The organism is Bradyrhizobium sp. LTSP885 (genome assembly GCF_000938305.1).
Classification (GTDB): Bacteria; Pseudomonadota; Alphaproteobacteria; order Rhizobiales; family Xanthobacteraceae; genus Bradyrhizobium.
Window position 1 is genome coordinate 236,002 of record NZ_JYMT01000043.1, and the last position, 22,217, is coordinate 258,218.

General features: G+C 64.7%; 26 protein-coding genes and 2 tRNA genes. 21 read left to right on the forward strand and 7 right to left on the reverse strand.

The genetic code is table 11. From position 1 onward, the window contains the following. Positions 1 to 70: 70 nt before the first annotated feature. The 3 genes from UP09_RS38785 to UP09_RS35075 all read left to right on the forward strand — a co-directional run bounded on the left by UP09_RS38785 (position 71) and on the right by UP09_RS35075 (position 1,338). On the forward strand, positions 71 to 196 hold the full coding sequence (locus tag UP09_RS38785; protein WP_283806036.1) for a hypothetical protein: 126 nt from the start codon (positions 71 to 73) through the stop codon (positions 194 to 196). A gap of 254 nt (positions 197 to 450) precedes the next feature. Next, a complete protein-coding gene (locus UP09_RS35070; RefSeq protein ID WP_044542970.1) occupies positions 451 to 939 on the forward strand; it encodes a hypothetical protein in 489 nt (162 codons plus the stop codon). A gap of 27 nt (positions 940 to 966) precedes the next feature. Further along, positions 967 to 1,338, forward strand: a complete 372-nt coding sequence (locus UP09_RS35075; protein WP_044542971.1) for a hypothetical protein — start codon at positions 967 to 969, stop codon at positions 1,336 to 1,338. A 12-nt stretch (positions 1,339 to 1,350) separates the two neighbouring features. Here the strand turns inward: UP09_RS35075 and UP09_RS35080 are convergent, their stop codons facing one another. Continuing rightward, positions 1,351 to 2,157 (reverse strand): transglutaminase-like domain-containing protein, encoded by an 807-nt coding sequence (locus UP09_RS35080; protein ID WP_044542972.1) that lies wholly within the window; start codon positions 2,155 to 2,157, stop codon positions 1,351 to 1,353. Between the two features lie 132 nt (positions 2,158 to 2,289). Continuing rightward, positions 2,290 to 2,364, reverse strand: a tRNA-Thr gene (locus UP09_RS35085). Positions 2,365 to 2,689: 325 nt separating this feature from the next. Between UP09_RS35085 and UP09_RS38310 the strand changes: the two genes are divergently transcribed. The 5 genes from UP09_RS38310 to UP09_RS35110 all read left to right on the forward strand — a co-directional run bounded on the left by UP09_RS38310 (position 2,690) and on the right by UP09_RS35110 (position 6,589). Next, positions 2,690 to 2,887, forward strand: coding sequence for a hypothetical protein (locus UP09_RS38310; RefSeq protein WP_197082794.1), 198 nt, complete (start codon positions 2,690 to 2,692; stop codon positions 2,885 to 2,887). Positions 2,888 to 2,924: 37 nt separating this feature from the next. Beyond that, the gene (locus UP09_RS35095) at positions 2,925 to 4,622 is read left to right on the forward strand and encodes an FAD-dependent oxidoreductase (RefSeq protein ID WP_044542973.1); all 1,698 of its coding nucleotides are present in this window, start codon (positions 2,925 to 2,927) and stop codon (positions 4,620 to 4,622) included. Positions 4,623 to 4,630: 8 nt separating this feature from the next. Beyond that, positions 4,631 to 4,939: a UBP-type zinc finger domain-containing protein gene (locus tag UP09_RS35100; RefSeq protein WP_044542974.1), complete on the forward strand. Its 309-nt coding sequence runs from the start codon at positions 4,631 to 4,633 to the stop codon at positions 4,937 to 4,939. A 167-nt stretch (positions 4,940 to 5,106) separates the two neighbouring features. After that, the gene (locus tag UP09_RS35105) at positions 5,107 to 5,616 is read left to right on the forward strand and encodes a hypothetical protein (protein ID WP_044542976.1); all 510 of its coding nucleotides are present in this window, start codon (positions 5,107 to 5,109) and stop codon (positions 5,614 to 5,616) included. Between the two features lie 148 nt (positions 5,617 to 5,764). After that, positions 5,765 to 6,589 (forward strand): alpha/beta fold hydrolase, encoded by an 825-nt coding sequence (locus UP09_RS35110; RefSeq protein WP_044542977.1) that lies wholly within the window; start codon positions 5,765 to 5,767, stop codon positions 6,587 to 6,589. Positions 6,590 to 6,644: 55 nt separating this feature from the next. On the opposite strand, the gene UP09_RS35115 is transcribed toward UP09_RS35110, so the two are convergent. Further along, entirely contained in the window at positions 6,645 to 7,283 is a 639-nt protein-coding gene (locus tag UP09_RS35115) for a TetR/AcrR family transcriptional regulator (protein ID WP_044542978.1), read from the reverse strand. A 99-nt stretch (positions 7,284 to 7,382) separates the two neighbouring features. Between UP09_RS35115 and UP09_RS35120 the strand changes: the two genes are divergently transcribed. The 10 genes from UP09_RS35120 to UP09_RS37965 all read left to right on the forward strand — a co-directional run bounded on the left by UP09_RS35120 (position 7,383) and on the right by UP09_RS37965 (position 14,055). Further along, positions 7,383 to 8,321: an SDR family oxidoreductase gene (locus UP09_RS35120; RefSeq protein WP_044542979.1), complete on the forward strand. Its 939-nt coding sequence runs from the start codon at positions 7,383 to 7,385 to the stop codon at positions 8,319 to 8,321. A 33-nt stretch (positions 8,322 to 8,354) separates the two neighbouring features. Continuing rightward, a complete protein-coding gene (locus UP09_RS35125; protein WP_044542980.1) occupies positions 8,355 to 9,014 on the forward strand; it encodes an NAD(P)H-binding protein in 660 nt (219 codons plus the stop codon). A 98-nt stretch (positions 9,015 to 9,112) separates the two neighbouring features. Continuing rightward, complete coding sequence (locus tag UP09_RS35130) at positions 9,113 to 9,538, forward strand: DUF2948 family protein (protein ID WP_044542981.1); 426 nt, start codon at positions 9,113 to 9,115, stop codon at positions 9,536 to 9,538. 217 nt (positions 9,539 to 9,755) lie between these two features. Further along, entirely contained in the window at positions 9,756 to 11,051 is a 1,296-nt protein-coding gene (gene hisD / locus UP09_RS35135; RefSeq protein WP_044542982.1) for a histidinol dehydrogenase, read from the forward strand. Then, on the forward strand, positions 11,048 to 11,554 hold the full coding sequence (locus UP09_RS35140) for a UPF0262 family protein (RefSeq protein WP_044542983.1): 507 nt from the start codon (positions 11,048 to 11,050) through the stop codon (positions 11,552 to 11,554). The genes hisD and UP09_RS35140 overlap by 4 nt, the downstream gene beginning before the upstream one ends. Positions 11,555 to 11,605: 51 nt before the next feature. Beyond that, positions 11,606 to 12,070, forward strand: a complete 465-nt coding sequence (locus tag UP09_RS35145; protein ID WP_044542984.1) for an arsenate reductase/protein-tyrosine-phosphatase family protein — start codon at positions 11,606 to 11,608, stop codon at positions 12,068 to 12,070. A 153-nt stretch (positions 12,071 to 12,223) separates the two neighbouring features. Next, complete coding sequence (locus UP09_RS35150) at positions 12,224 to 12,853, forward strand: Maf-like protein (RefSeq protein ID WP_044542985.1); 630 nt, start codon at positions 12,224 to 12,226, stop codon at positions 12,851 to 12,853. Positions 12,854 to 13,077: 224 nt separating this feature from the next. Then, positions 13,078 to 13,260: a DNA gyrase inhibitor YacG gene (yacG, locus tag UP09_RS35155; protein WP_044542986.1), complete on the forward strand. Its 183-nt coding sequence runs from the start codon at positions 13,078 to 13,080 to the stop codon at positions 13,258 to 13,260. Positions 13,261 to 13,401: 141 nt separating this feature from the next. Further along, positions 13,402 to 13,477, forward strand: a tRNA-Phe gene (locus UP09_RS35160). A gap of 71 nt (positions 13,478 to 13,548) precedes the next feature. After that, entirely contained in the window at positions 13,549 to 14,055 is a 507-nt protein-coding gene (locus UP09_RS37965) for a hypothetical protein (RefSeq protein WP_156164938.1), read from the forward strand. An 89-nt stretch (positions 14,056 to 14,144) separates the two neighbouring features. Here UP09_RS37965 and UP09_RS35170 read toward each other — a convergent pair whose 3' ends face one another. The 3 genes from UP09_RS35170 to UP09_RS35180 all read right to left on the reverse strand — a co-directional run bounded on the left by UP09_RS35170 (position 14,145) and on the right by UP09_RS35180 (position 17,281). Beyond that, on the reverse strand, positions 14,145 to 14,618 hold the full coding sequence (locus UP09_RS35170; protein ID WP_044542988.1) for a GNAT family N-acetyltransferase: 474 nt from the start codon (positions 14,616 to 14,618) through the stop codon (positions 14,145 to 14,147). A gap of 188 nt (positions 14,619 to 14,806) precedes the next feature. Beyond that, positions 14,807 to 15,961, reverse strand: a complete 1,155-nt coding sequence (locus UP09_RS35175; protein ID WP_082070415.1) for a caspase family protein — start codon at positions 15,959 to 15,961, stop codon at positions 14,807 to 14,809. Between the two features lie 78 nt (positions 15,962 to 16,039). Further along, positions 16,040 to 17,281: a hypothetical protein gene (locus UP09_RS35180; protein ID WP_044542989.1), complete on the reverse strand. Its 1,242-nt coding sequence runs from the start codon at positions 17,279 to 17,281 to the stop codon at positions 16,040 to 16,042. Positions 17,282 to 17,488: 207 nt separating this feature from the next. Between UP09_RS35180 and glf the strand changes: the two genes are divergently transcribed. Both glf and UP09_RS35190 read left to right on the forward strand, forming a co-directional pair. Continuing rightward, on the forward strand, positions 17,489 to 18,691 hold the full coding sequence (glf, locus tag UP09_RS35185; RefSeq protein ID WP_044542990.1) for a UDP-galactopyranose mutase: 1,203 nt from the start codon (positions 17,489 to 17,491) through the stop codon (positions 18,689 to 18,691). Between the two features lie 135 nt (positions 18,692 to 18,826). After that, the gene (locus tag UP09_RS35190; RefSeq protein ID WP_044542991.1) at positions 18,827 to 20,092 is read left to right on the forward strand and encodes a serine hydrolase domain-containing protein; all 1,266 of its coding nucleotides are present in this window, start codon (positions 18,827 to 18,829) and stop codon (positions 20,090 to 20,092) included. A gap of 100 nt (positions 20,093 to 20,192) precedes the next feature. On the opposite strand, the gene UP09_RS35195 is transcribed toward UP09_RS35190, so the two are convergent. Next, complete coding sequence (locus UP09_RS35195; RefSeq protein WP_044542992.1) at positions 20,193 to 20,489, reverse strand: hypothetical protein; 297 nt, start codon at positions 20,487 to 20,489, stop codon at positions 20,193 to 20,195. Between the two features lie 394 nt (positions 20,490 to 20,883). Between UP09_RS35195 and UP09_RS35200 the strand changes: the two genes are divergently transcribed. Then, positions 20,884 to 22,185, forward strand: coding sequence for a PQQ-dependent sugar dehydrogenase (locus tag UP09_RS35200; RefSeq protein ID WP_044542993.1), 1,302 nt, complete (start codon positions 20,884 to 20,886; stop codon positions 22,183 to 22,185). Positions 22,186 to 22,217: the final 32 nt, after the last annotated feature.

Consider the following 22,217-nt stretch of genomic DNA (forward strand, 5'->3'; position numbering starts at 1 on the left):
GAAGTGAGTCACATCAAGGGCTCCGGGCCAAGGCTATACGGCGCGCATGCGATCCCCGCAGGAGACCACCATGCACGGCATCATTGAAAGCCTGAGTCCCGAGAATGGACAGATCGACTGGAAATGGGTCGGCAGTGTGTTCGTGTTTTACGTCGTGCTGATGATTGGTGCCGCGGGCGTGGTGATCGCCCATTGATCCACCGAAAATGCAGGAGTTGGCGCTGCCGCAGTGACCGGAAGTTCGTCGTCCGGCGTTGTGGCTTCCCCGATGGCAGCGTTGATGCCTCCGCCGCCCCTGTCGTGCACCATGGCGCTTCGTTCGGTCCGTTGTGTCATCTTATTTGCGGCCGGGGCTCGCTATTCGAACCGCTGATCCCCACGTGCATGTAATACCGGTCAACCATCGAGATTGGTCGGAATCGCAGAGACTTCCAAACGAAAGGACTCTGCATGTTCAAATCCAGGCAGTATCGCGCGAAAGCCACTGAATACGGCGAACTCGTCAAGGGTTCGGCTGGCGCTGAGGAAGGCCGCAAATTCCAAGCCTTAGAGGACCGCTTTGTCTCGTTAGCAGATAACGAGCAAGGTCTCGCGGATGCCTATCGCGATGCCGTGCACGGCGACGAGCACGACGGGCCCCGTGGTGCGGCCCTTGCTGCCGAAGAAGAGCACGTTTTGCGCTGTCTTGGGGCAGCGGTCATCCTGCAATGGAACACCTTGCCGAACTTGCTGCAGCGGGAGATCTTCGACACCGCCGGATCGGTCGGCAAGTTGCTGGACACGGCGGCGCTCCGAGGGCAGATCGCCCGGTTCCTTCACAAGCACAAGAACGATGCCGGCCGCGGCAAACGGCCTCTGACGGAAGATGCGAGATTCGCCGCCGCCTTGTCCCGCTGGGACAACGAGGGCGGCGCAGTCCCGACGGGACTGTCGACGTGAACAAGGCCGGCAACAGGAGGACTCCCGATGTCACTCACACAATTCAGCGTCGATGATGGACCGCATAGCATGGACGGGCTGCGGTTTTCCGCCCGCGATGGAGCTGAACCGGTCGAGGCGTTCATCAGCCGCAAGGTGATGGACGTCTGGGTCGATTCGATCGAGCACAGCGGAGGACGGCAGAGCCTGTTCCGCGATCAGTACAATGCGCTTGGCAAACTCAACATTGCCGCGCTTGAGCGGATTGTCGACGAGAAGTACCGGCGGGGCGCCGCGTTCAACCGGCAGCATCCCTTCGTCGAGATACTGTTCTCGGACGTCACAGCGAGCGGCGAGGCGCTCAATCTCACTGAACTCGTGCGCGAGCAGTTGCCACCGGAATTTCACAGGGTGACGTGAGATAATCCCCCGTCACGCGATCTCGTCGGTCCAGACCTTGAAGCTGACCAGCGTGTTCGGACCGAACGTCTGGGTGATCGGGACATCGGAGGCATCGCGTCCCTGCGCGATCAGGATGCGGCCGATCCGCGGCACGTTGTTGCGCGGATCGAACATGTGCCAGCGGCCGCCGAGATAGGCCTCGAACCAGCCGGCGAAATCTCCCACCGCCCATGGCAGCGGCGTACCGATGTCGCTGAGATATCCGGTGCAGTAACGCGCCGGAATGTTCATGCAGCGGCAGAATGCGATGGCCAGATGGGCATAGTCACGGCAGACGCCCTTGCCTTCGTTATAGGCTTCCCATGCCGTCTTGGTGGCACGCGCGTGCTCGTATCCGAAAGCGATGTGGCGATGAACGAAATCGCAGATCGCCTGGACCCGCGCCCACCCGGGCGGCGTCTTCTCGAACAACTGCCAGGCGACTTCCGAAAGCCGGTCGGTCTCGCAATAGCGGCTGCCGAGCAGGTAAACCAGAGTGTCCGCGGGCAAATCTTCGACCGCATGCTGAAATGCCGCGGCAACCACCGGATCGGGCTGACCGCTGTCGCGAACGATGCCATCGGCGGCGAGCCGCATGCGGCCGGCCGGCGCAACCATGCGGCTGCACCAATTGCCGAACATGTCGCGATAGGGCGAGATCTCGACGGCTGGGCTGGTGGTGAGGAGATCAGGCACGATGATGTCGGATGCGCGCGAAAAGTGCGTGCCCAGCACCATGATCATCGGCGTCGGCTGCGGAAAGTCATAAAGCATCTCGAATCCGACGCGAATCTTCATTCGAAATGCCTTTCCGGCTGGGGTCTTCTCGAAATGGCTACCGAACCAGCGAATACAAGGCTTCGGAGGCAACGGGCTGGCCGCGTGGAGCATTCGCCACTGCGGTTCGAAGGCAAGTTTTGCAGGGAGAAATGGTGCTGCCAGACAGGATTGAACTGTCGACCTCTCCATTACCAATGGAGTGCTCTACCACTGAGCTACGGCAGCATGCCCGGGAAAATAGATTCGGCCCTCGAGGGGCCCGTCCAAGCGGGCGGTTCTTGCCACAAGGACCCCTCCGGCGCAAGCACAAGGGCACCCGGTGTGGTGGTGAAATCGGCGGAAATTCACGTTCTGCCCCAGCGATCCCGGCCATTTCAGACGATTTCGGCCTGATTTGGTTCCCGATCTCGCTGGGATGGTCCTGTTCCGCCTTGTTGCCACCGAATCGTCGAGTGGCGGGGTGTTCAACTAGCCGCCCGGCCAGGGTGCGCGGGCGTCCGCCATTGTCTATTGTCCCCCGCGCAAGATGTCGGCGGTCGAGAATTCGAAAATGACAGGCGATCAGGGCAAGGACAACGGCCAGGCCGGATCCCGCGTGAAGGATTCACGACAGGATCGCCTGAAGCTGGCACTGCGCGAAAATCTGAAACGGCGGAAGTCGCAGGCGCGCGGTCGGGATGATGTTGCATCTTCCGAAGCGGCCGATGACGCCCTAGATGACGCGGGCGGAAACGGGCCGGAGCGTTAGGCTCCTATTACGGGTACAGGGAAGCAGGTCGCCAAAGATGGCTGCAGACGAAACCAAGATCGATCGACTGAACGCAACCGCCTCCGCCTTCCCGCGTCTCGCGCAAACCTTCCCGACGCTGACCCCGCACGAGATCGAGCGGATGCGCCGCTTCGGCGAGCCGCGCTCGTTCCGGGACGGCGACGCGCTGTTCGAGACCGGCAAGCCGGGCCCTGGCATGTTCGTGGTGCTGTCGGGCAATGTCACGATGACCCTGCGCGACGGCCTCGGCGTCGTCACGCCTGTGATCGACCAGGGGGAGGGCCAATTCCTCGCTGAGAGCGGCCAGCTCTCCGGCCGCCCCGCGCTGGTCGACGGCCATGCCGATGGCGACGTCGAGACGCTGTTGATCCCGCCGGACCGATTGCGTGCGCTGCTGGTCGCCGAGGCCGATCTCGGCGAGCGCATCATGCGCGCGCTGATCCTGCGCCGCGTGAGCCTGATCCAGGGTGGCGCCGGCGGCGCGGTGCTGATCGGCTCGGCGTCGCTCGGCGACATGGCGCGGCTGCAGAGTTTCCTGTCGCGCAACGGCCAGCCGCATCACTTCCTCGATCCCGACACCGACAAGGACGCTGCCGACATCGTCGCGCGCTATGCGCCGTCCCGCGCCGAGCTGCCGCTGGTGGTCTGTCCCAACGGCAACGTGCTGCGCAATCCGTCGGAGACGGCGCTTGCGATGGCGCTCGGCATGATCGGCGGCCGTGCCCATGACAAGCTCTACGACGTCGCCGTGGTCGGCAGCGGTCCGGCCGGATTGGCCACCGCGGTCTATGCTGCGTCCGAAGGGTTGTCGGTCGCGGTGTTCGATTCCCGCGCCTTCGGCGGCCAGGCCGGCGCCAGCGCGCGCATCGAGAACTATCTGGGATTCCCGACCGGCATCTCCGGGCAGGCGCTGGCGGGGCGCGCCTTCAACCAGGCGCAGAAATTCGGCGCGGAGATGCTGATCCCGGTCTCGGTGAAATCGCTCGACTGCTCGAAGGCATCAGGGGCCTTTGCGCTCGCCACCGAATGCGGGCACTCGCTGCGCGCCAAGTCGATCGTGGTCGCCAGCGGCGCGCGCTATCGCCGGCCGGCGATGGACAATCTCGATGCCTATGAGGGGCGCGGTGTCTGGTACTGGGCCTCGCCGATCGAGGCGCGGCTCTGCGCCAATCAGGATGTCGTGCTGGTCGGCGGCGGCAATTCCGCGGGCCAGGCGGCGGTGTTTCTATCGACGCATGCCCGCAAGGTCCACATGATGATCCGCGGCGGCGGGCTGGGCGCCAGCATGTCGCGCTACCTGATCGAGCGCATCGAGGCGACGCCGAACATCGAGCTGATGTTCAACACCGAGGTGATCGGGCTCGAGGGCGCGGAGACGCTGGAGCGGGTGCGCTGGCGCAGCCGGCTCGCGCCCGACGAGTTCACCCTCGATATCCGCAATCTCTTTCTGTTCGTCGGCGCCGATCCGGCGACCAATTGGCTCGAGGGCTGCGGCGTCCAGGTCGACCGCGGCGGCTTCGTGCTGACCGGCGTGCAAAGCGGCGGCAACGCGCGCGCCGTGCCGCAACTCGAGACCACGGTGCCTGGTGTGTTCGCGGTCGGCGACGTCCGCTCCGGATCGGTCAAGCGCGTCGGCGGGGCGATCGGCGAGGGCGCCCAGGTGGTCGCCGCCTTGCATGGCTTCCTCGCCGACGAGGGCAGTCCCTCGCTTTAGGAGTTCGCATGTCAAAGAGCTGCACACATATCGCCGGCATTGCCGACGTCACGCCGAGTGCGCTCGGCTGCGAGGAATGCCTGAAGAGCGGCAGCCCCTGGCTGCATTTGCGGATCTGCCGGACCTGCGGCCATGTCGGTTGCTGCGACGACTCCCCAAACAAGCACGCAACGGCGCATTTCCACGCCACCGGCCATCCGATCATCGAGGGTTACGATCCGCCGGAGGGCTGGGGCTGGTGCTACGTCGACGAGGTGATGTTCGACCTGTCGAAGCGCAAGACGCCGCATAACGGACCGATCCCGCGCTATTATTGATTCAAGTTCTCACGAAGCGCACGTGGCCCGCGGGTCTATGACGCGCGCGAACGCCTCCGCTTTTGCAGGCTGTCATGAAATGTTGACCGTCCTGCCACCGATGCATGTGGCAATTTCCGGAACCGCATCGTAACCTCTGGTGGTGGTCTCAACGGGGAGTGCATCACATGGTTCTGGGAATGAGCTTGGCGACGTTCACGCTTGTGCACGTGATCATCAGTCTGATTGCAATCGTCACCGGCCTGGTCGCAATGTTCGGCCTGCTCGGTTCGAAGCCGATGCCCGGGATCACGGCGATCTTTCTGCTGTTCACGATCCTGACCAACGCGACCGGCTTCCTGTTTCCGTTCACGCAACTGCTGCCGTCGCACATGATCGCGATCCTGTCGCTGGTGCTGCTCGCGATCGCCTGCATCGCGCTCTATGCGATGCGGCTCGCCGGCGTATGGCGCCCGGTCTATGTGGTGACGGCGCTGCTCTCGCTCTACTTCAATGTCTTCGTGCTTGTCATCCAGAGCTTCCTCAAGGTGCCGGCCTTGCAGGCACTGGCGCCGGCCGTGCCGCCGAACCCGCCGTCCGGGCCGGTGTTTGCCGTCGTGCAGGGCGTCGTGCTGCTGTTTTTCGTGCTGGTGATCATCGGCGCGTGGCGCCGGTTCCGGCCGATGACCCTGGCCTGATTGATCCTCGTCATTCCGGGGCGACGCGTAGCGTCGAACTATGATGCGCAGATGCGCATCTGAGAATCTCGATCTCGCTCATCTATCTCCAGATTCCGGGTTCACGCTTCGCGTGCCCCGGAATGACGACTAATCGAGGAGCCATCAAATGCCCACCATCACCACCAAAGACGGCGTCGAGATCTTCTACAAGGATTGGGGAAAAGGCCAGCCGATCGTGTTCAGCCACGGCTGGCCGCTGTCGTCCGACGACTGGGACTGCCAGATGATGTTCTTCCTCAATCATGGTTTTCGCGTCATCGCCCATGACCGCCGCGGCCACGGCCGCTCGGCCCAGGTCTCCGACGGCCATGACATGGACCACTATGCCGACGACCTCGCAGCGGTCACTGATCATCTCGACCTGAAGAATGCCATCCATGTCGGTCACTCCACCGGCGGCGGCGAGGTGGTGCGCTATCTGGCGCGGCACGGCGAGAGCCGGGTGGTGAAGGCGGCGATCCTGTGTGCGGTGCCGCCGCTGATGGTGAAGACACCGGCCAATCCCGGCGGAACGCCCAAGGACGTGTACGACGGATTCCAGGCCGCGCTCGCCGCCAATCGCTCGCAATTCTATCGCGACGTCGCCTCGGGGCCGTTCTATGGCTACAACCGGCCGGGCGCCAAGCCGTCCGAAGCCGTGATCCAGAACTGGTGGCGCCAGGGCATGACCGGCGGCGCGAAGGCGCATTATGACGGCATCGTCGCCTTTTCGCAGACCGACTTCACCGAGGACCTCAAGAAGATCAACCTCCCGGTGCTGGTGATGCACAGCGAGGACGACCAGATCGTGCCCTACGCCGACGCCGGGCCGCTGTCGGCAAAGCTTCTCAAGAACGGCACGCTGAAGACCTACAAGGGCTTTCCGCACGGCATGCCGACCACGGAGGCGGAGACCGTCAACGCGGACTTGCTGGCGTACATCAAGGGCTGAGCGTCGGCCCCGATCTGATTTCAGTCAGAACGCAACAGACTCCCGATACCGGCGGTCAATCGAAGATCGCCCGTATCGCGGCGAATATTCGCTTGACCAGGGCTTCCGGCTTTTCGCGCGCGCCGTCGGCGGCCCAGAGGTCGGCGCCGACGCGCATCGCGCCGGTGGCGATCATTGCCACCAGCCGGGCCTGCTGCTTTTCGGCTTTATGGCCGGTGCGTTTGGCGAGTGCATCCGCCAGCGCGCGTTCAAGCCTCTCGTATTTGGCCTGATCGCGGGCCTGCAGCGCCGGATTGTCGCGCTTCAAACGCGCCATCGCGATCGCCTCGCCGGGGTCGAGCTGGCGAGCCATCGCGGAGATCGCGTTCTCCGCGGCTGCGAGCATGGATTCATCGCGCGGTCGCGCGGCGACCGCGGCGATCAGGGCCGCCGTGATCTCCTCGTGCAACGCAAAAACCACGTCTTCCTTTGACGCGAAGTAATGGAAGAAGCTGCGGCGTGAAATGTCCGCGGCGGCGGCGATATCGTCGAGCGTGGTGGCCTCGAAGCCGCGCTCCAGAAACAGCGCCATCGCCGCCCGGGTCAGCCGCTCGCGGGTTTGTTGCCGCTTGCGTTCCCGCAGACCAGGGGGAACTGCGGCCGCACTGGATTTTGCCTTTGATAGCCGTGGTTTAGCTGGTTTGCGCGGGTTCACCGATCAATCCTCAATCTTCACCTATTGCAAATTTGCACTAAGTGCACATTTAGAGCGGCGCAGTCGCATCCGCAACGAATCGAGCCCGGAGATATAACCATGACCGATTGGACCATCGCAGACATTCCGTCCCAGGACGGCAAGACCGCCGTCATTACCGGCGCCACCGGCGGCCTCGGCTTCGAGACCGCGCTGGCGCTCGCCCGCGCCGGCGCCAAGGTGGTGCTCACTGGCCGCAATGACCTCAAGGGCCAGAATGCCATCTCGAGAATCCGCGATCAATTCGGCAATGCCAAAGTCAGCTACGAGACGCTCGATCTCGCTGATCTGTCCTCGGTCGCCGATTTCGCAGCACGCTTCGCTGCCAGCCATGGCGCGCTCGATCTGCTGATCAACAATGCCGGTGTGATGGCGCTGCCGAAGCGGCAGACCACCGCTGACGGCTTCGAAATGCAGTTCGGCATCAACTACCTTGGCCATTACGCGCTCACCGCACGTCTGCTGCCGCTGCTTCGCCGCGGCCATCAGCCTCGCGTGGTGAACCTGTCCAGCCTTGCGCATCGTTCAGGCACGATCGATTTTGAAGATCTGCAAGGTGCAAAATCCTATAATTCCTTCAAGGCCTACTGTCAGTCGAAGCTGGCGATGCTGGTGTTCGCTCTCGAACTCCAGCGGCGCAGCGACGCTGCCGGTTGGGGATTGATGAGCAACGCCGCGCACCCCGGTTTTGCGCGAACCGAACTGATCGCCAACGGTCCGGGCACCAGCGGCCTGTTGGGGTACCTCGGCATTTTACTTCAGCCTTTTGCCAGTCATTCCGCTGCAGCTGGCGCGCTCCCGACCCTGTTTGCTGCGACGTCGCCGGCGGCGAAGGCAGCTGGCTATTATGGCCCGAACGGATTCTACGAGATGAAGGGACCACCGTCGCCGGCCAAGATCATGCCGCGGGCGAAGGATGCTGCAGCCGCGGAGCGGTTGTGGGATGTTTCGGCCGTGCTGACCGGTCTATCATTTTATCAGGCCGCGGCCGCCGCCTGAAGCCGTGACGCCGCGCGACAGAAAGAAGATCCAATGAAAGTCATCCTGTTCGGCGCCACCGGCATGGTCGGGCAGGGCGTGCTGCGCGAATGTCTGCGCGATCAGGGCGTCGAGCGCGTGCTCGCGATCGGGCGCAGCCCGACCGGGCAGCGCGACCCCAAGCTGGTCGAACTCGTCCATGACAATTTCACGGACTACAGCGCGATCGAGCCGCAACTCACCGGCTACGACGCCTGCTTCTTCTGCCTCGGCGTCTCCTCGATCGGCATGGACGAGGCGCGCTACCGCCATCTCACCTACGACATCACGCTTGCGGCGGCGGCGACGCTGTCGCGGCTCAATCCCGGCATGGTCTTCACCTATGTCACCGGACGCGGCACCGATTCCACCGAGCGCGGCTCGCTGATGTGGGCGCGGGTCAAGGGCAAGACCGAGAACGATCTGCTCAAGCTGCCGTTCAAGGCTGCCTACATGTTCCGTCCCGCCGGCATCCAGCCGCTGCACGGCGTGCGCTCCAAGACCGCCTGGGTGCAGGCGATCTATGTCGTGGCCTCGCCGCTGCTGTCCTATCTGGTCCGCGCCGCACCGAAATACATGACGACGTCGGAACAGCTCGGCCGCGCCATGCTCAAGGTGGTGCGCGACGGCCATCCGAAGCCGGTGCTGGAGAGCGAGGACATCAGTCGGCTCTGACGGCGCGCGCGGGTCTGGTTCCGGGCCCAGGGTGCTCCAGAGGTTTTTCTTTCGGTGGAACGGTATCTCCCACGCGGCGACGCGCTATAAAGGTCGCCATGTCGTCGCCTGCTCCCCTGAAACTGATTGCGCTCGATGCCGATGACCTCGCGGTCATCTCCGCCCATGTCCAGGACGCCCGCGTCCAGCCCGCCGACATCGTCTGGCGCCAGGACGAGAAACGGCTGGTGGTCGGCATCAACCGGCTGGACTGGGAGCAGACCCTGGCGGGCGGCACCTGCTCGCGTCGCCTGATTGCCGCGCTGCGCTTCGACCGGGTGCTGGCCTGCAAGTCGCGCAATATCGACCTCGAGGCCCCGGACGCCGCCCTGGAACTGCTCGGGATCGAATTCCACGCCTCCGATCCCCCCGGTGGCAGCGCGCTTTTGATGTTCGGCCATGGCGGAGCGCTGCGGCTGGATGTCGAGTGCCTGGAATGCGAGCTGACCGACCTCGGGACGGACGATTTGGGCGCCGCGATATGATTTCGTCGTCCCGGGCTTGACCCGGGACCCATAGCCACCAAAGCAGCTTGTTGGGACAAGATGCGGCCCCAGCGTGCCACCACCAGGGGCATTTGGGGTTATGGGTCCCGGCTTTCGCCGGGACGACGGCGAGTTTGTCGCTTTTGCAAGGGTTGACGGCCATTGGCTGCCGCGCCATTGAGCAGGGACCTGACCCCTGTCCGCAAAGAAAGCCGCCATGCCCGTTCGCCTGGACCGACAGAGCGCCGATTTCGACCAGCGATTTCGCGATTTCCTGGCCGCCAAGCGCGAGGTGTCCGCCGACGTCGAGCGCGCCACCCGCGCCATCGTCGACGATGTGGCGGCCCGCGGCGATGCGGCGCTGCTCGAGGCGACGACAAAGTTCGACCGGCTGACGATCGAGGCGAGCGGCCTGCGCATCACCGCGGCCGAGATCGATGCCGCCGTGAAAGCCTGCGACGGCAAAATACTCGACGCCCTGAAATTCGCCCGCGACCGGATCGATACCTTCCACCGCCGCCAACTGCCGAAGGACGAACGCTTCACCGATGCCGAAGGCGTCGAGCTCGGCTGGCGCTGGAGCGCGGTCGACGCGGTTGGCCTTTACGTGCCCGGCGGCACCGCGGCCTATCCGTCCTCGGTGCTGATGAACGCGGTGCCCGCGAAAGTCGCCGGCGTGCCGCGGGTGGTGATGGTGGTGCCGGCGCCGGACGGCAAGCTCAACCCGCTGGTGCTGGCGGCCGCCCAACTCGGCGGCGTCTCCGAGATCTACCGCGTCGGTGGCGCGCAGGCGGTGGCCGCGCTGGCCTATGGCACCGCCACGATCGCGCCGGTGGCCAAGATCGTCGGCCCCGGCAATGCCTATGTCGCCGCGGCGAAACGGCAGGTGTTCGGCAAGGTCGGCATCGACATGATCGCCGGCCCCTCCGAGGTGCTTGTCATCGCCGACGACACCGGCAATGCCGACTGGATCGCGGCCGATCTGCTGGCGCAGGCCGAGCATGACGTCAGCGCGCAATCGATCCTGATCACAGACTCTGCGCGGCTCGCCGCCGATGTCGAGCGCGCCGTCGAGGCGCAGCTCACGACCCTGCCGCGCGAAAACATCGCGCGGACCTCGTGGAACGATTTTGGCGCCGTCATCCAGGTAGCTCAGCTCGACGACGCGGTCGAGCTTGCGAATGCGATCGCCGCCGAGCATCTGGAGATCATGACCGCCGATCCGGAGGGCCTGTCGAAAAAGGTCCGCAATGCCGGTGCGATCTTTTTGGGGGCACATACGCCGGAGGCGATCGGTGACTATGTCGGCGGCTCCAACCATGTGCTGCCGACCGCGCGCTCGGCGCGGTTCTCCTCGGGCCTCGGGGTGCTTGACTTCATGAAGCGAACCTCGATCCTGAAGTGCGGGCCGGAGCAACTTCGTGCGCTCGGGCCCGCCGCGATGACGCTCGGCCAGGCCGAGGGTCTCGATGCCCATTCACGTTCCGTCGGATTGCGCCTCAACCTCTCATGACCAAGTCACCTGCCGACGCGGATTCCAACAATCGCATCGTCGCGGTGACGCTCGACGAGGAATCGATCGGCCGTTCCGGGCCCGACATCGAGCACGAACGCGCGATCGCAATCTACGATCTGGTCGAGCAAAATCTGTTTGCGCCCGAAGGTGCTGACGCCGGCCCCTTCACCTTGCACATTGGGATCACCGGCAACCGGCTGATGTTCGACATCAGGAAAGAGGACGGCTCGCCCGTGGTGGCGCATCTGTTGTCGCTGACGCCGTTCCGCCGCGTCGTGAAGGACTACTTCATGATCTGCGACAGCTACTACCAGGCGATCCGGACCGCGACGCCTGACAAGATCGAGGCGATCGACATGGGCCGCCGCGGCATCCACGACGACGGCTCACGCACGCTGCAGGAGCGGCTGAAAGGCAAGGTCCGCGTCGATTTCGAGACCGCGCGGCGGCTGTTCACGCTGATCACCGTCCTCCACTGGAAGGGCGAGGGCGGACAATGATCGGTATGAAGCTTGACGGGGGCGTGCCCCGGTCGAAAAAAGCCTGATCGCATGGAAGCGCCGCGCGCGCGCACTCCGCAGGCCGTGCTGTTCGCATGCGGTTACAACGCCGTGCGCTCGCCGATGGCTGAAAGCCTGCTGCAGCAGATGTTTCCGCAGGGCCTCTATGTGCGTTCCGCGGGCGCGAAGAAGGGCGAGCTGGATCCGTTCGCGGTGGCCGTGATGGCCGAACTCGGCCAGGACATCTCCCATCACAAGCCGACCACCTTCGAGGAACTGGAGGACTGGGAAGGGCTGAACTTCGACCTCATCATCACGCTCTCGCCGGAAGCGCATCACAAGGCGCTCGACCTCACCCGCACGCTCGCCGCCGACGTCGAATACTGGCCGACGCATGATCCGACCGGCACCGAAGGCACCCGCGAGCAGAAGCTCGCCGCCTATCGAGAGGTCTGCGACGGCCTCCTGCTGCGCATCCGCCGCCGCTTCGCCAAGGCCAGCGCCGCCAGCGGATAGCCGACTGTCGCCAGACTGACAAACAGCTGTGCTTATGGGGCTTTGCCCCGGTCGGCGACGCGATTCGCGGCCGGTTCCGTGGTTGTGCATCCATGTCGCATCCGATAGGTTCCGCGCGCGTCCGTCCCCCTAAGTCCCAGCCCAAAAACCTGCATGCTTGGTCGCCCCAAATTCGTTCTTGCTTCCGGTTCGCCGCGGCGGCTGTCGCTGCTCAACCAGGCTGGCATCGAGCCCGATGCGCTACGCCCGGCCGATGTCGACGAGACCCCTCGTCGGGGCGAGCTGCCGCGTGCCTGCGCGAACCGCCTCGCGCGCGCCAAGGCGGACGCGGCGCTGAAGTCGGTGCAGCTCGACGACGATCTGCGCGGCGCGTTCGTCATTGCCGCCGACACCGTGGTTGCGGTCGGCCGCCGCATCCTGCCCAAGGCCAATCTGGTCGACGAGGCCGCGCAGTGCCTGCGGCTGTTGTCCGGCCGCAACCACCGCGTCTACACCGCGATCTGCATCGTGACGCCGAAGGAGGCGTTCCGCCAGCGCCTGGTCGAAACCCGCGTACGCTTCAAGCGGCTCAGTGAGGAAGACATCCAGGCCTATATCGGCTCCGGCGAATGGCGCGGCAAGGCCGGCGGCTATGCCGTGCAGGGCATCGCCGGATCCTTCGTGGTCAAGATGGTCGGCTCCTATACCAACGTGGTCGGCCTGCCGCTCTACGAGACCGTGACCTTGCTCGGCGGCGAAGGATTCCCGATCCGCTACGGCTGGCTCAACGCAGTCGCGGTTTGAGGATTGATAAACCCGGCTCTGGTGCCGCATCTGCGGTGCACCTCTCCCCTTGTGGGAGAGGTCAAATCGCATCGGAGATGCGATTTGGGTGAGGGGTCTGTCTCCGCGGATAGAGACCCCTCATCCGGCGCGGACGATGTCCGCGCCACCTTCTCCCACAAGGGGAGAAGGGTAGAACACGCGGCCGCGTTCTTCATTTCCAATTGATGTAAGCTGCTTCCACCATGACCGACCAAGCTCGAAAACCCGCAGCCACCGTGAAGGCCTGCCCGATCTGCCGCAAGCCGGCCGAGCAGGCCTTTCTGCCGTTCTGTTCCCCGCGCTGCCGCGACGTCGACCTGAACCGCTGGCTGAAGGGCTCCTACGTCGTCCCCGGCCGCGACGATGACGTCGAGGACCCGGATTAGCGTGATTTCCCAACAAGTTGGGAAAACCGCGGAACCCGGGCCGCGCCCGGCGAAGCCTTTGACGAAGCCGGGTGGACAGCGCCCTCCGACCTCTCTATAAACCGCCCGCTCGGCTCACGCCTTTTCAGGCCCGGCCAGCATGCCCAGGTAGCTCAGTTGGTAGAGCATGCGACTGAAAATCGCAGTGTCGGTGGTTCGATCCCGCCCCTGGGCACCATTTAAGTGTGAGGCTGCGACGGAGTCGTTCGAAGGATACTTCGCGGCTCTTATCGCGATGGCAGGCGATCGATGGCGCTTGAACGAGCAGTCCTGATTGCACACCGCCAGCGGATCGAGGCGTTGCGGGCCTGGCCATGCGAAATGGCGCACGAGAGCATTCCGGCCGGTCCTGACGGCGATCCCATGCGGAGCGCACACAGCCCTTCCGGTTTTGCGCGGACCGGCCTTTGCCCCAACGCGGGACGTGCCACAAACCTCGCCTGCAGCCACACGATGGCGCGCTACGTATTGCGCGACGCGATCATGCTGCTGTCGGGCGACGGCGAAGAAGCCGCGGTTGCCGCCCTGCATGAACTTGAACAAGCGGTCAGCCTGCTCGACCATCGCCGCTACGATGCGGAAAGCCGATGGGCAGGCGCCAGACTGGTGAAGGCGGACGGCACGCCGGAACAAGGCGAAATCGCCGCTCTCGTCGCCGAGCACCGCGCCTGTGTGAGACGCGCAGGCGAACTCCGCGATTATGTGCTACGTCGCATCGACGTTGCACTTAGCCGCGCGGACATCAGCTCGGCGTAGGTTGGCGTACTTTCGACCGCTCATTATTCAGAGTTACGAGAGTTACGGTGACGCCCCGCGCGGAGCGAACCCGGTCGCGGCCCTGTAATCTACAATTCCATATGCACGATCTCGATCGGCTCGCCGCCGAGGCCGTGAGAGAAATGACCCATGCCGACGCTTCTAAAGCCATGCTTTTGGTAGAAGCCTTCGGCATTGATTGTCGCCTCGAGCTTGATTGGCCCGTGATGGTTCAGCCTCGCCTGGGTGATTCCGATCTCGAGCAGCCGCCGACCGAGTCCAGCACCGGCAGCATCCGGCAAGATGAACAACCGGGTGACTTCGCCCGGCTCGGCGTCAACAAATCCAACGATGACGCCGTCGCGCACGCATACGGTCATTCGTCCTCTCGCGATGAGCTCTTCGTAAAATGCCGGTGTGCGCGCGCCCATCCAATTCTCGATTTGATCCCGAGAGTAAGAGGCCGCGCCAAGGCCGCCGATCGAGGCCTTCGTAATGTTGAAGACCGTCTCCGCGTCGTCACGGCGCGCGGGCCTGAAGGAAAAGTCGACGTCGCGTGTCATGAGAAGCGGACTCCAGCTCAGCTCTTGTACTTTCCAAAGCTTTGCGAGATTGCCTGGGCCTGGTCAATCCACCCGGCGGCACTGCCATTGATGCCGCCTACATCGCAAGCAAGCGTAGCCCGGATGAGCGGGGCGACATCCCGGTTCTTCCTGTCCCGCATATCGCTTCGCTCATGCGGACTACTTTCTCACTCCACACTCCGCTTCCAATATCCCGTCCCCAGCTTCCCCGTGATCACGGCGATGGTGTCGCGGATCTCGTACGAGCCGCCGTCGCTGTAATCCTTCGGCAGGCCCTTGAGCGGGTGCAGCGTCCAGCGGCCGTTCGCGGCGGTGACGGTGCCCTCATGAGATTGCACGGCGCGGCCGCCTTCGGCATGGAATTTGTAGCTGCCGTCGGCCATGATCCGCCAGATCCAGCGCGACTGGCCGCGGCCATCAGGCACCATGATCTCCCAGGTGCCGACCAGCGCCGGATCGATTGCGGATGGCGACGCGGGCAGCGCTGGAGCCGCAACCGCAGGCATCGCATTCGCCTGCGTCGTGCCGGCCGAACCCGGCGAGGGCAGGCCGGCCAGGTAGATCGCCTTGCGCGACAGCGAGCCGTACACGAAGGGCTGCTGCGCGTTGCGCGTCGCCTCCATCACGTCGTCGCGGACGTTGCGGAACATGAAGGTAACCTCGACGCCGGGCGTCTCGATATTGCGCAGCAGGGCCGCGGTGAACGGGCTGTTGTGTCCGTCGCCGTCGAGCGCGGTGGTGCCGTCGCGGGCGGCATAGGCGACCAGCACGTTGCCGACCGGCTCGATGCGGCCGAGTCCGCCGCTCACCGCCGCCCGCGTCGCCAGCGCCCGGTTCATCTTGGCGGCGAACGGATTGTTGCGGCAGGCGTCGAGGACGACGAGCCCGAGGCTCGTGGTGTCAGTGACCTGCAGCATCACGCTCTGCAGGCTGATGGCTTCGTTCGCTGCGTCGGTATCGCGCTTCAGCTCTGCATCGACCGGGATCAGCCAGTTCTCGCCGTTGATCTCCATGCCATGGCCGGCGAAATACACCGCGGCCATCTCGGCGCCGGCGGCATCGCGCCCGAGCGCGATCAAGCCGCGCCGCATCTCGTCGAAAGTGCCGTTGGCGATCAGGGTGACCGTGAAGCCGAGCCGTCTCAACGCCGCGGCGACATCGCCGGCATCATTGGGCGGATTGGAGAGTGCCGGCACGCTTCGGTAGGCGCCGTTGCCGATCACCAGCGCAACGCGTCGGCCGTCAGCCGCGGCGGACGCTGAGGCGAAACCTGCAAGCGCCGCGGCAACGGCCAATCCAGAAATGAACCCGCGTCGATTCATGCCGGCCCTGATCAGACGTGACGGGCCTTATGCTAGCTCAGCCGGCGCGACGCGGCCACGGAAACGGCAAGGCGCGTGTCAGGCCACCTTCGCCGTCGGCGCCCAGACGTTGGGGGGCGCCGGCTCCGCGGGCAACAGCCTTGCGCCGGCGGTGCCCGTCATGGACATCGTGATCTCGTGGATATCCTGCACCGACCGGCTCATCGAGAAGCGCGGATAGAGCTCGTCAAACGTCGCCGCGGTCGCCGCTTGGGCTGTGGCAGGATCGGCCAGCACGGCCTCGACGGCGGCGGCAACGCTCGCGGCGTTCTGGTCCTGGCCGAAGCTGTAGCGGGCGAGGTGCGGCATATGGGCGGCCGAGAAGCTATTGGTGTCGAACACCGGCACGGTGCCGGCGCCGAGCGCGAAGAACACCCGGTCATGCATTGATAGGTCGACATTGGGATTGAGCGAGACGGCTGCGAGATAGCTGCCGAGGCCCTCGCGCATCGCTTCGAACGGCATCGCGCCGAGGATACGGGCGTGCCGTCCCTTGCCTGCGAGATCGTCCCAGCCGCCGCCGATGAAATCGACGGGATAGTCGAGCAGCACCGCGCCGACCTCGCGGCTGCGCACCGCCCGCGTGTAGTTATCGAGCCGGGTGAGGATCGTATTGAACACGTCGCGGCCGGGCGTCAGGTAGACCATATGCTCGGCGGCAACCCGGACGATGATCTCGGGAAATGTGCTGCAGAACTTGCCGCGCGCTTCGGCGATCGCATCGAACAGGATGGCGAACAGCTTTGGTGGCATCGTCGTGCGGTAGGTGCGTTCCAGCTCTGCCGGATTCCAGCCGGATTTGGCAAAGACCAGCCGGCCGTTGCGTTTCTCGGGCGGCAGGGCGCCGAAGAAACCCGGATCGGGAATGCCCATATGGGTTGCGAAGACAGCGCCATTGGCCCGCAGATGATCGCGGTTGAATGCAGCGTGGTCCGGAAACACGTAGCCATGCGCGAGATAGCGGCTCTCGAGCCCATGGCGCCGCGCGTAATAGGACGGGTGGTCGCAAAACCAGGTGAAGCAGGGGATTTGAGCCTCGTCCCAGAACAGCTTCTTGTCGTTGGTGTAGAGCTCGAGCCCGATCCCGGAAAAGCCGATCGCCATCGTCTCGGCGCGCCGCGGCAACAGGGCGGTGAGCCGGGCCGGCGTCTCGGGGGCCAGCAGATTGAGCATCTGCACCTCGTGCCCGAGGCGGTCGAACTCGGCGCCCACCATCGCGAGGATGCCGTGCAATGAATCATAGGTCGTCTTGTTCGTTGTCAGGATCGCGATGACGGACATGGTCGATGGGTCTCCCCGCGTGTTGCCGCTCGCGCGACGTCGTCTTGCGTGCTCTCCGTTGAACGGTCGAGACGGCCGTTCCGGGCTCGGAATTATCAGGCGCAGCAGCATTTATTGCGCCCGAACTACCGTGCTGCCACGTTGAAGGTCCATCGGGATTCGTGGCGGGGCATCGCCCGGGGCCGACATGCGGGGGGCGGGGGCCAGATGCAGCTTGATAGCTTCGACGTCGTCGTGGTGGGCACGGGCTTTTTCGGCGCTGTGATCGCGGAGCAGGTGGCGAGCCAGCTCGGCCGTTCGGTCTGCGTGCTCGACCGCCGGCCCCATATCGGTGGCAACGCCTATTCGGAAGCTGATTCCGACAGCGGCGTCGAGGTGCATCGCTACGGCACCCACATCTTCCACACCAATTCAGAGACCGTGTGGCGCTATCTGCACCGCTTCACCGAGTTCACCGACTATCGCCACCGCGTCTTCACGGTGGCAAAGGGCCGCGTCTATTCGATGCCGATCAACCTGTCGACGGTGTGCGCGGCGTTCGGCCGGATCATGACGCCGCAACAGGCCCGCGCGGCGATCGCAGCCGAGGCGGAGGCCCATGGTGTAGCTGGCGTCCACAACCTCGAGGACAAGGCGATCGCTTCGGTCGGCCGCACGCTCTACGATCTCCTGATCCGCGGCTATACGCAGAAGCAATGGCAGACCGATCCGCGCGAGCTGTCGGCCGATATTATCGGCCGCCTGCCGGTCCGGTTCTCCTTCGACGACCGCTATTTCGCCGACCGCCATGAAGGCATGCCGGTCGACGGCTACACCGCGATCTTCCGCCGGATGCTCGATCATCCGAAGATCTCGGTTCAGCTCGGCGTCGACTATTTCGACGTCGCCGATCAGATCACGCCGCAGCAGCTCGTCATTTATACGGGGCCGATCGATCGTTTCTTCGGCTACGCTTGCGGCCATCTCGGCTGGCGCACCGTCGACTTCGAACGCGAGGTGCATGACGTCGCCGACTTCCAGGGCGCCTCCGTCATCAACTACGCCGACGAGGATGTGCCCTTCACCCGTATCCACGAATTCAGGCATTTGCATCCGGAGCGCGCGCATACGCAAGCCAGGACGACGATCTACCGCGAATATTCCCGCTTTGCCCGCCGCGAAGACGAGCCGTATTATCCGATCAATACCGCCGCCGACCGGGCAATGCTGGCGTCCTATCACGCGATGACGTCCTCGCATCCGAACGTCATCTTCGGCGGCCGGCTCGGCTCCTACAAATATCTCGACATGCACCAGGCGATCGGGGCCGCGCTCAAGACCTTCGAGCACGAGGTCGAGCCGATCCTCGGCGGCCAGCCGGCCGAGCTTCGCGAGGTGCGCGACGCGAACCTGTCGCTCCAACCAGCTTAGATTTGCCTCACGCGCTGATTGGGGCGAGTCTGCAGGGTGCGATGGATCGACGCAGACAACATGGGCGCATGCACGCGGCGGACATTGTAACGGCGCGACAATCATCCGACATTGCTCCTCCCTTGGGAGGAAACAATGAAAAAACTCATCGTCGCCGCGGCATTTGCCGCCGGCATCGCTTTCGACATCGCCCACGCCGCGCCGCTGCCCGAGACGAAGCCCGACCAGGCCGGCTTCTCGCAGAAGGGGCTGGCGCGGCTCGATGACTTCTTCGCTCGCGAGATCGCGGCCAAGCGCGTGCCCGGTGCGGTCGTGGCGATCGCGCGCGACGGCAAGCTCGTCTATTACAGGGCCTACGGCCAGCTCGATGCGGCCAAGGGCACGCCGATGCCGCTCGATGCGGTGTTCGCGCTGGCGTCGATGACCAAACCGATGGCGGCGGTCGCCGGCCTCACGCTGATGGAGCAGGGCCGGCTGCCGCTGCAGGCCAAGGTCGCCGACTACTATCCTGGTTTCGCCGACATGAAAGTCGGCGTGCCGCAGCCGGACGGCTCCTTGAAGATGGACCCGCAGGCGTCACCGATCTTCATCCACGACCTTTATCGCCACACCTCCGGCCTGATGTATGGCGGGCGCCCCGACAGTACGAGCGCACTGATGCGTCTCTATCCCGAAGGCACCGCGCCGGCGCGCGAAGGCGACACCCAGGCCTTCATCGACCGCATTACAAAGCTGCCGCTGGTGCACCAGCCGTCGACCGAATTCGAATACGGCTTCTCGATCGACGTGCTCGGTGCAGTCGTCGAGAAAGTCTCCGGCCAGCGGCTCGGCGACTATCTCTCGGCCAATGTATGGGGGCCGCTCGGCATGAAGGATGCGACGTTCCATCCCTCGGATGCCCAGCGCGCGCGTCTGGCCCGTCCGTTCGCCGACGATCCGCTCAGCGGCAAGCCGCAGGCGATCCTACTGCTCGACACGCCGACCAAGTTCGATTGCGGCGGCGCCTGCTCGTTCGCCACTGTCGGCGACTACCTCCGCTTCGGACAGATGCTGCTCAACGGCGGCGAGCTCGACGGCAAGCGGATCCTAAGCCCGAAGACGGTGCATCACATGACGTCGAACCATCTCGGGCCCGAGATCAAGAACAACGTCGCCAATGTCGAGCCGCATCGCGGCGGCTTCGGTTTCGGGCTTGCGGTCGCGGTGCGCACCAGCGAGGGCCTGTCGTCGGTGCCGGGCAATCCCGGCGAGTTCACCTGGAACGGCGCCTACGGCACGCAGTTCTTCTGCGATCCGAAGGAGCGCCTCGTCGTGGTGGTCGGAACGGCCGCGCCCGGCGAGCTCCGCAAATACTATCGCGAGAACGTCCAGGACATCGTCTATGGCGCGATGGTGAAGTAAGCGATGTCATCGCATTGCGACATCACGCTGTAACGTCTCTCGCAGCTGAACAGCAAAAGGCCCATCGCTCGCCGAGCGATGGGCCTCAATTCTGCGTGTACTACCACTGCCGGTAGACGCCGGTCACCGTGCCATTGTTGTTGCCCTCAGGCCCGACGTCGCCCTGCGACGAGCTCGGTGTCGGACGGTTGGTGCCATTGTACGATCCGTATGAATCATACCAGCTTGGTTGAGCCGGGTAATAGTTCACCCGTGGCTGCACCTCCTGATAGCGCGGCGCGGGTCGCTGCCACCCCACAATGCGACCATATTGATCGTAACCTTGCGCGAACGCGCCCGCGGTCGTTGCGAGCAGCGACGCTGCAACCAGTGACAGTATTTTGATCTTGTGCTGCATTCACATGCTCCTTGCTGGTGTTGCGACCAACGACCTTGATGGAGCAGCGTTCCCGATTCCCTGATCAACTCTTGAACGTGACGTGCGACCGGCGCGTCATCATTTTCCGGTGAGGGCCCATCTCCCGCCCATATCCGAAGGACGCTGCCCGCTTGTTGGCAGCGTTCCGGAAAAAAGGCCCGCCACTGCGGCGGGCAAAGGTTAAGGGAGGAAGCGCTCTGACAGAGAACGCCCACCTAATCTCCTCGATTCGGAGGCCAATGCTAAGATAGTATAACTACTGTCATCTGCGTCAGCGCCAATGCGAATGCCCTCCGGCCCCGGAGGGGCGGCGGCTGCCGACGAAACCCACCCAACCCGCGCCGGATCGTGCGCCATCAAAAAGGGGAACTTCATGAGCATGTCCGATGTTTTTGCGCGCGTCGTGGCGGGAATCGGCGCCGGCGCGGTGGCGTGGCGGCGACGGCAGGGCGCGGAGCCCAAGCCGGCCTGGGGCCTGACGCCGGAGATTCCAGAGGCGAAGTCGCAAGGTGCGCTTCCGACGCTCAAGATGCCGACGGCGAGGGGCTGGGACCCGGGCCAAAAGCCGACCGCCGCACCCGGGCTCAAGGTCAATGCTTTCGCGACCGGGCTCGACCATCCGCGCTGGATCAACGTGCTGCCCAACGGCGACGTGCTGATCGCGGAGGCGACCCAGATCGCAGGAACGCCGCGGACCGTGTTTCACTACGCGATGCAGGCGACGATGCGGCGCGCCGCAGCCCTCGGCGTCAGTGCCAACCGCATCACCTTGCTGCGCGACCGCGATGGCGACGGTGTGGCCGAGACCCGCGGCGCCATCATGGAGGGGCTGAGCCAGCCGTTCGGCATGGCGCTGGTCGGCGACACCTTCTATGTCGGCAACACCGACGGCGTGGTCGCCTTTCCCTATGTCGCGGGCGCGGACCGCATCACCGCGCAGGGACGCAAGTTCGTCAGCTTCAAGCCCGCCGGGCACTGGACGCGCAGCCTGCTGCCGAGCGCAGACGGCACCAAGCTCTATGCCGGCGTCGGCTCGCTCACCAACATCGCCGAGATGGGGATGGAGGTCGAGGAAGGCCGCGCCGCGATCTACGAGCTCGATCTCGCCAGCGGCAACAGCCGCATCTTCGCCAGCGGCCTGCGCAACGCGGTGGGGCTGGCGTGGGAGCCGAAGACCAACGTGCTCTGGACCGTCGTCAACGAGCGCGACGGCATCGGCGACGAGACGCCGCCGGATTATCTGACCTCGGTGCGCGACGGCGGCTTCTACGGCTGGCCCTATTGCTATTGGGGGCAGACGGTGGACGATCGCGTGCCGCAGGATCCGGCCATGGTCGCCAAGGCGATCCAGCCGGACTACGCACTCGGCGGCCACACCGCCTCGCTCGGCCTGTGCTGGATGCCGTCAGGCACGCTGCCGGGCTTTCCGGACGGCATGGTGATCGGCCAGCACGGCTCGTGGAATCGCTCGACGCTGTCGGGCTACAAACTGGTGTTCGTGCCGTTCGAGAACGGCCGTCCCTCCGGTCCTGCGCGCGACATCCTGTCGGGCTTCCTCGCGCCCGACGAGAAGGTCTCCTACGGCCGCCCGGTCGGCGTCGCGCTCGGCCCCGACCGCTCGCTGCTGATGGCCGACGACGTCGGCAACGTGATCTGGCGCGTGACGGGGGCCTAGTAGTTCCACCGCACCTATCATTTCGGCGTGAG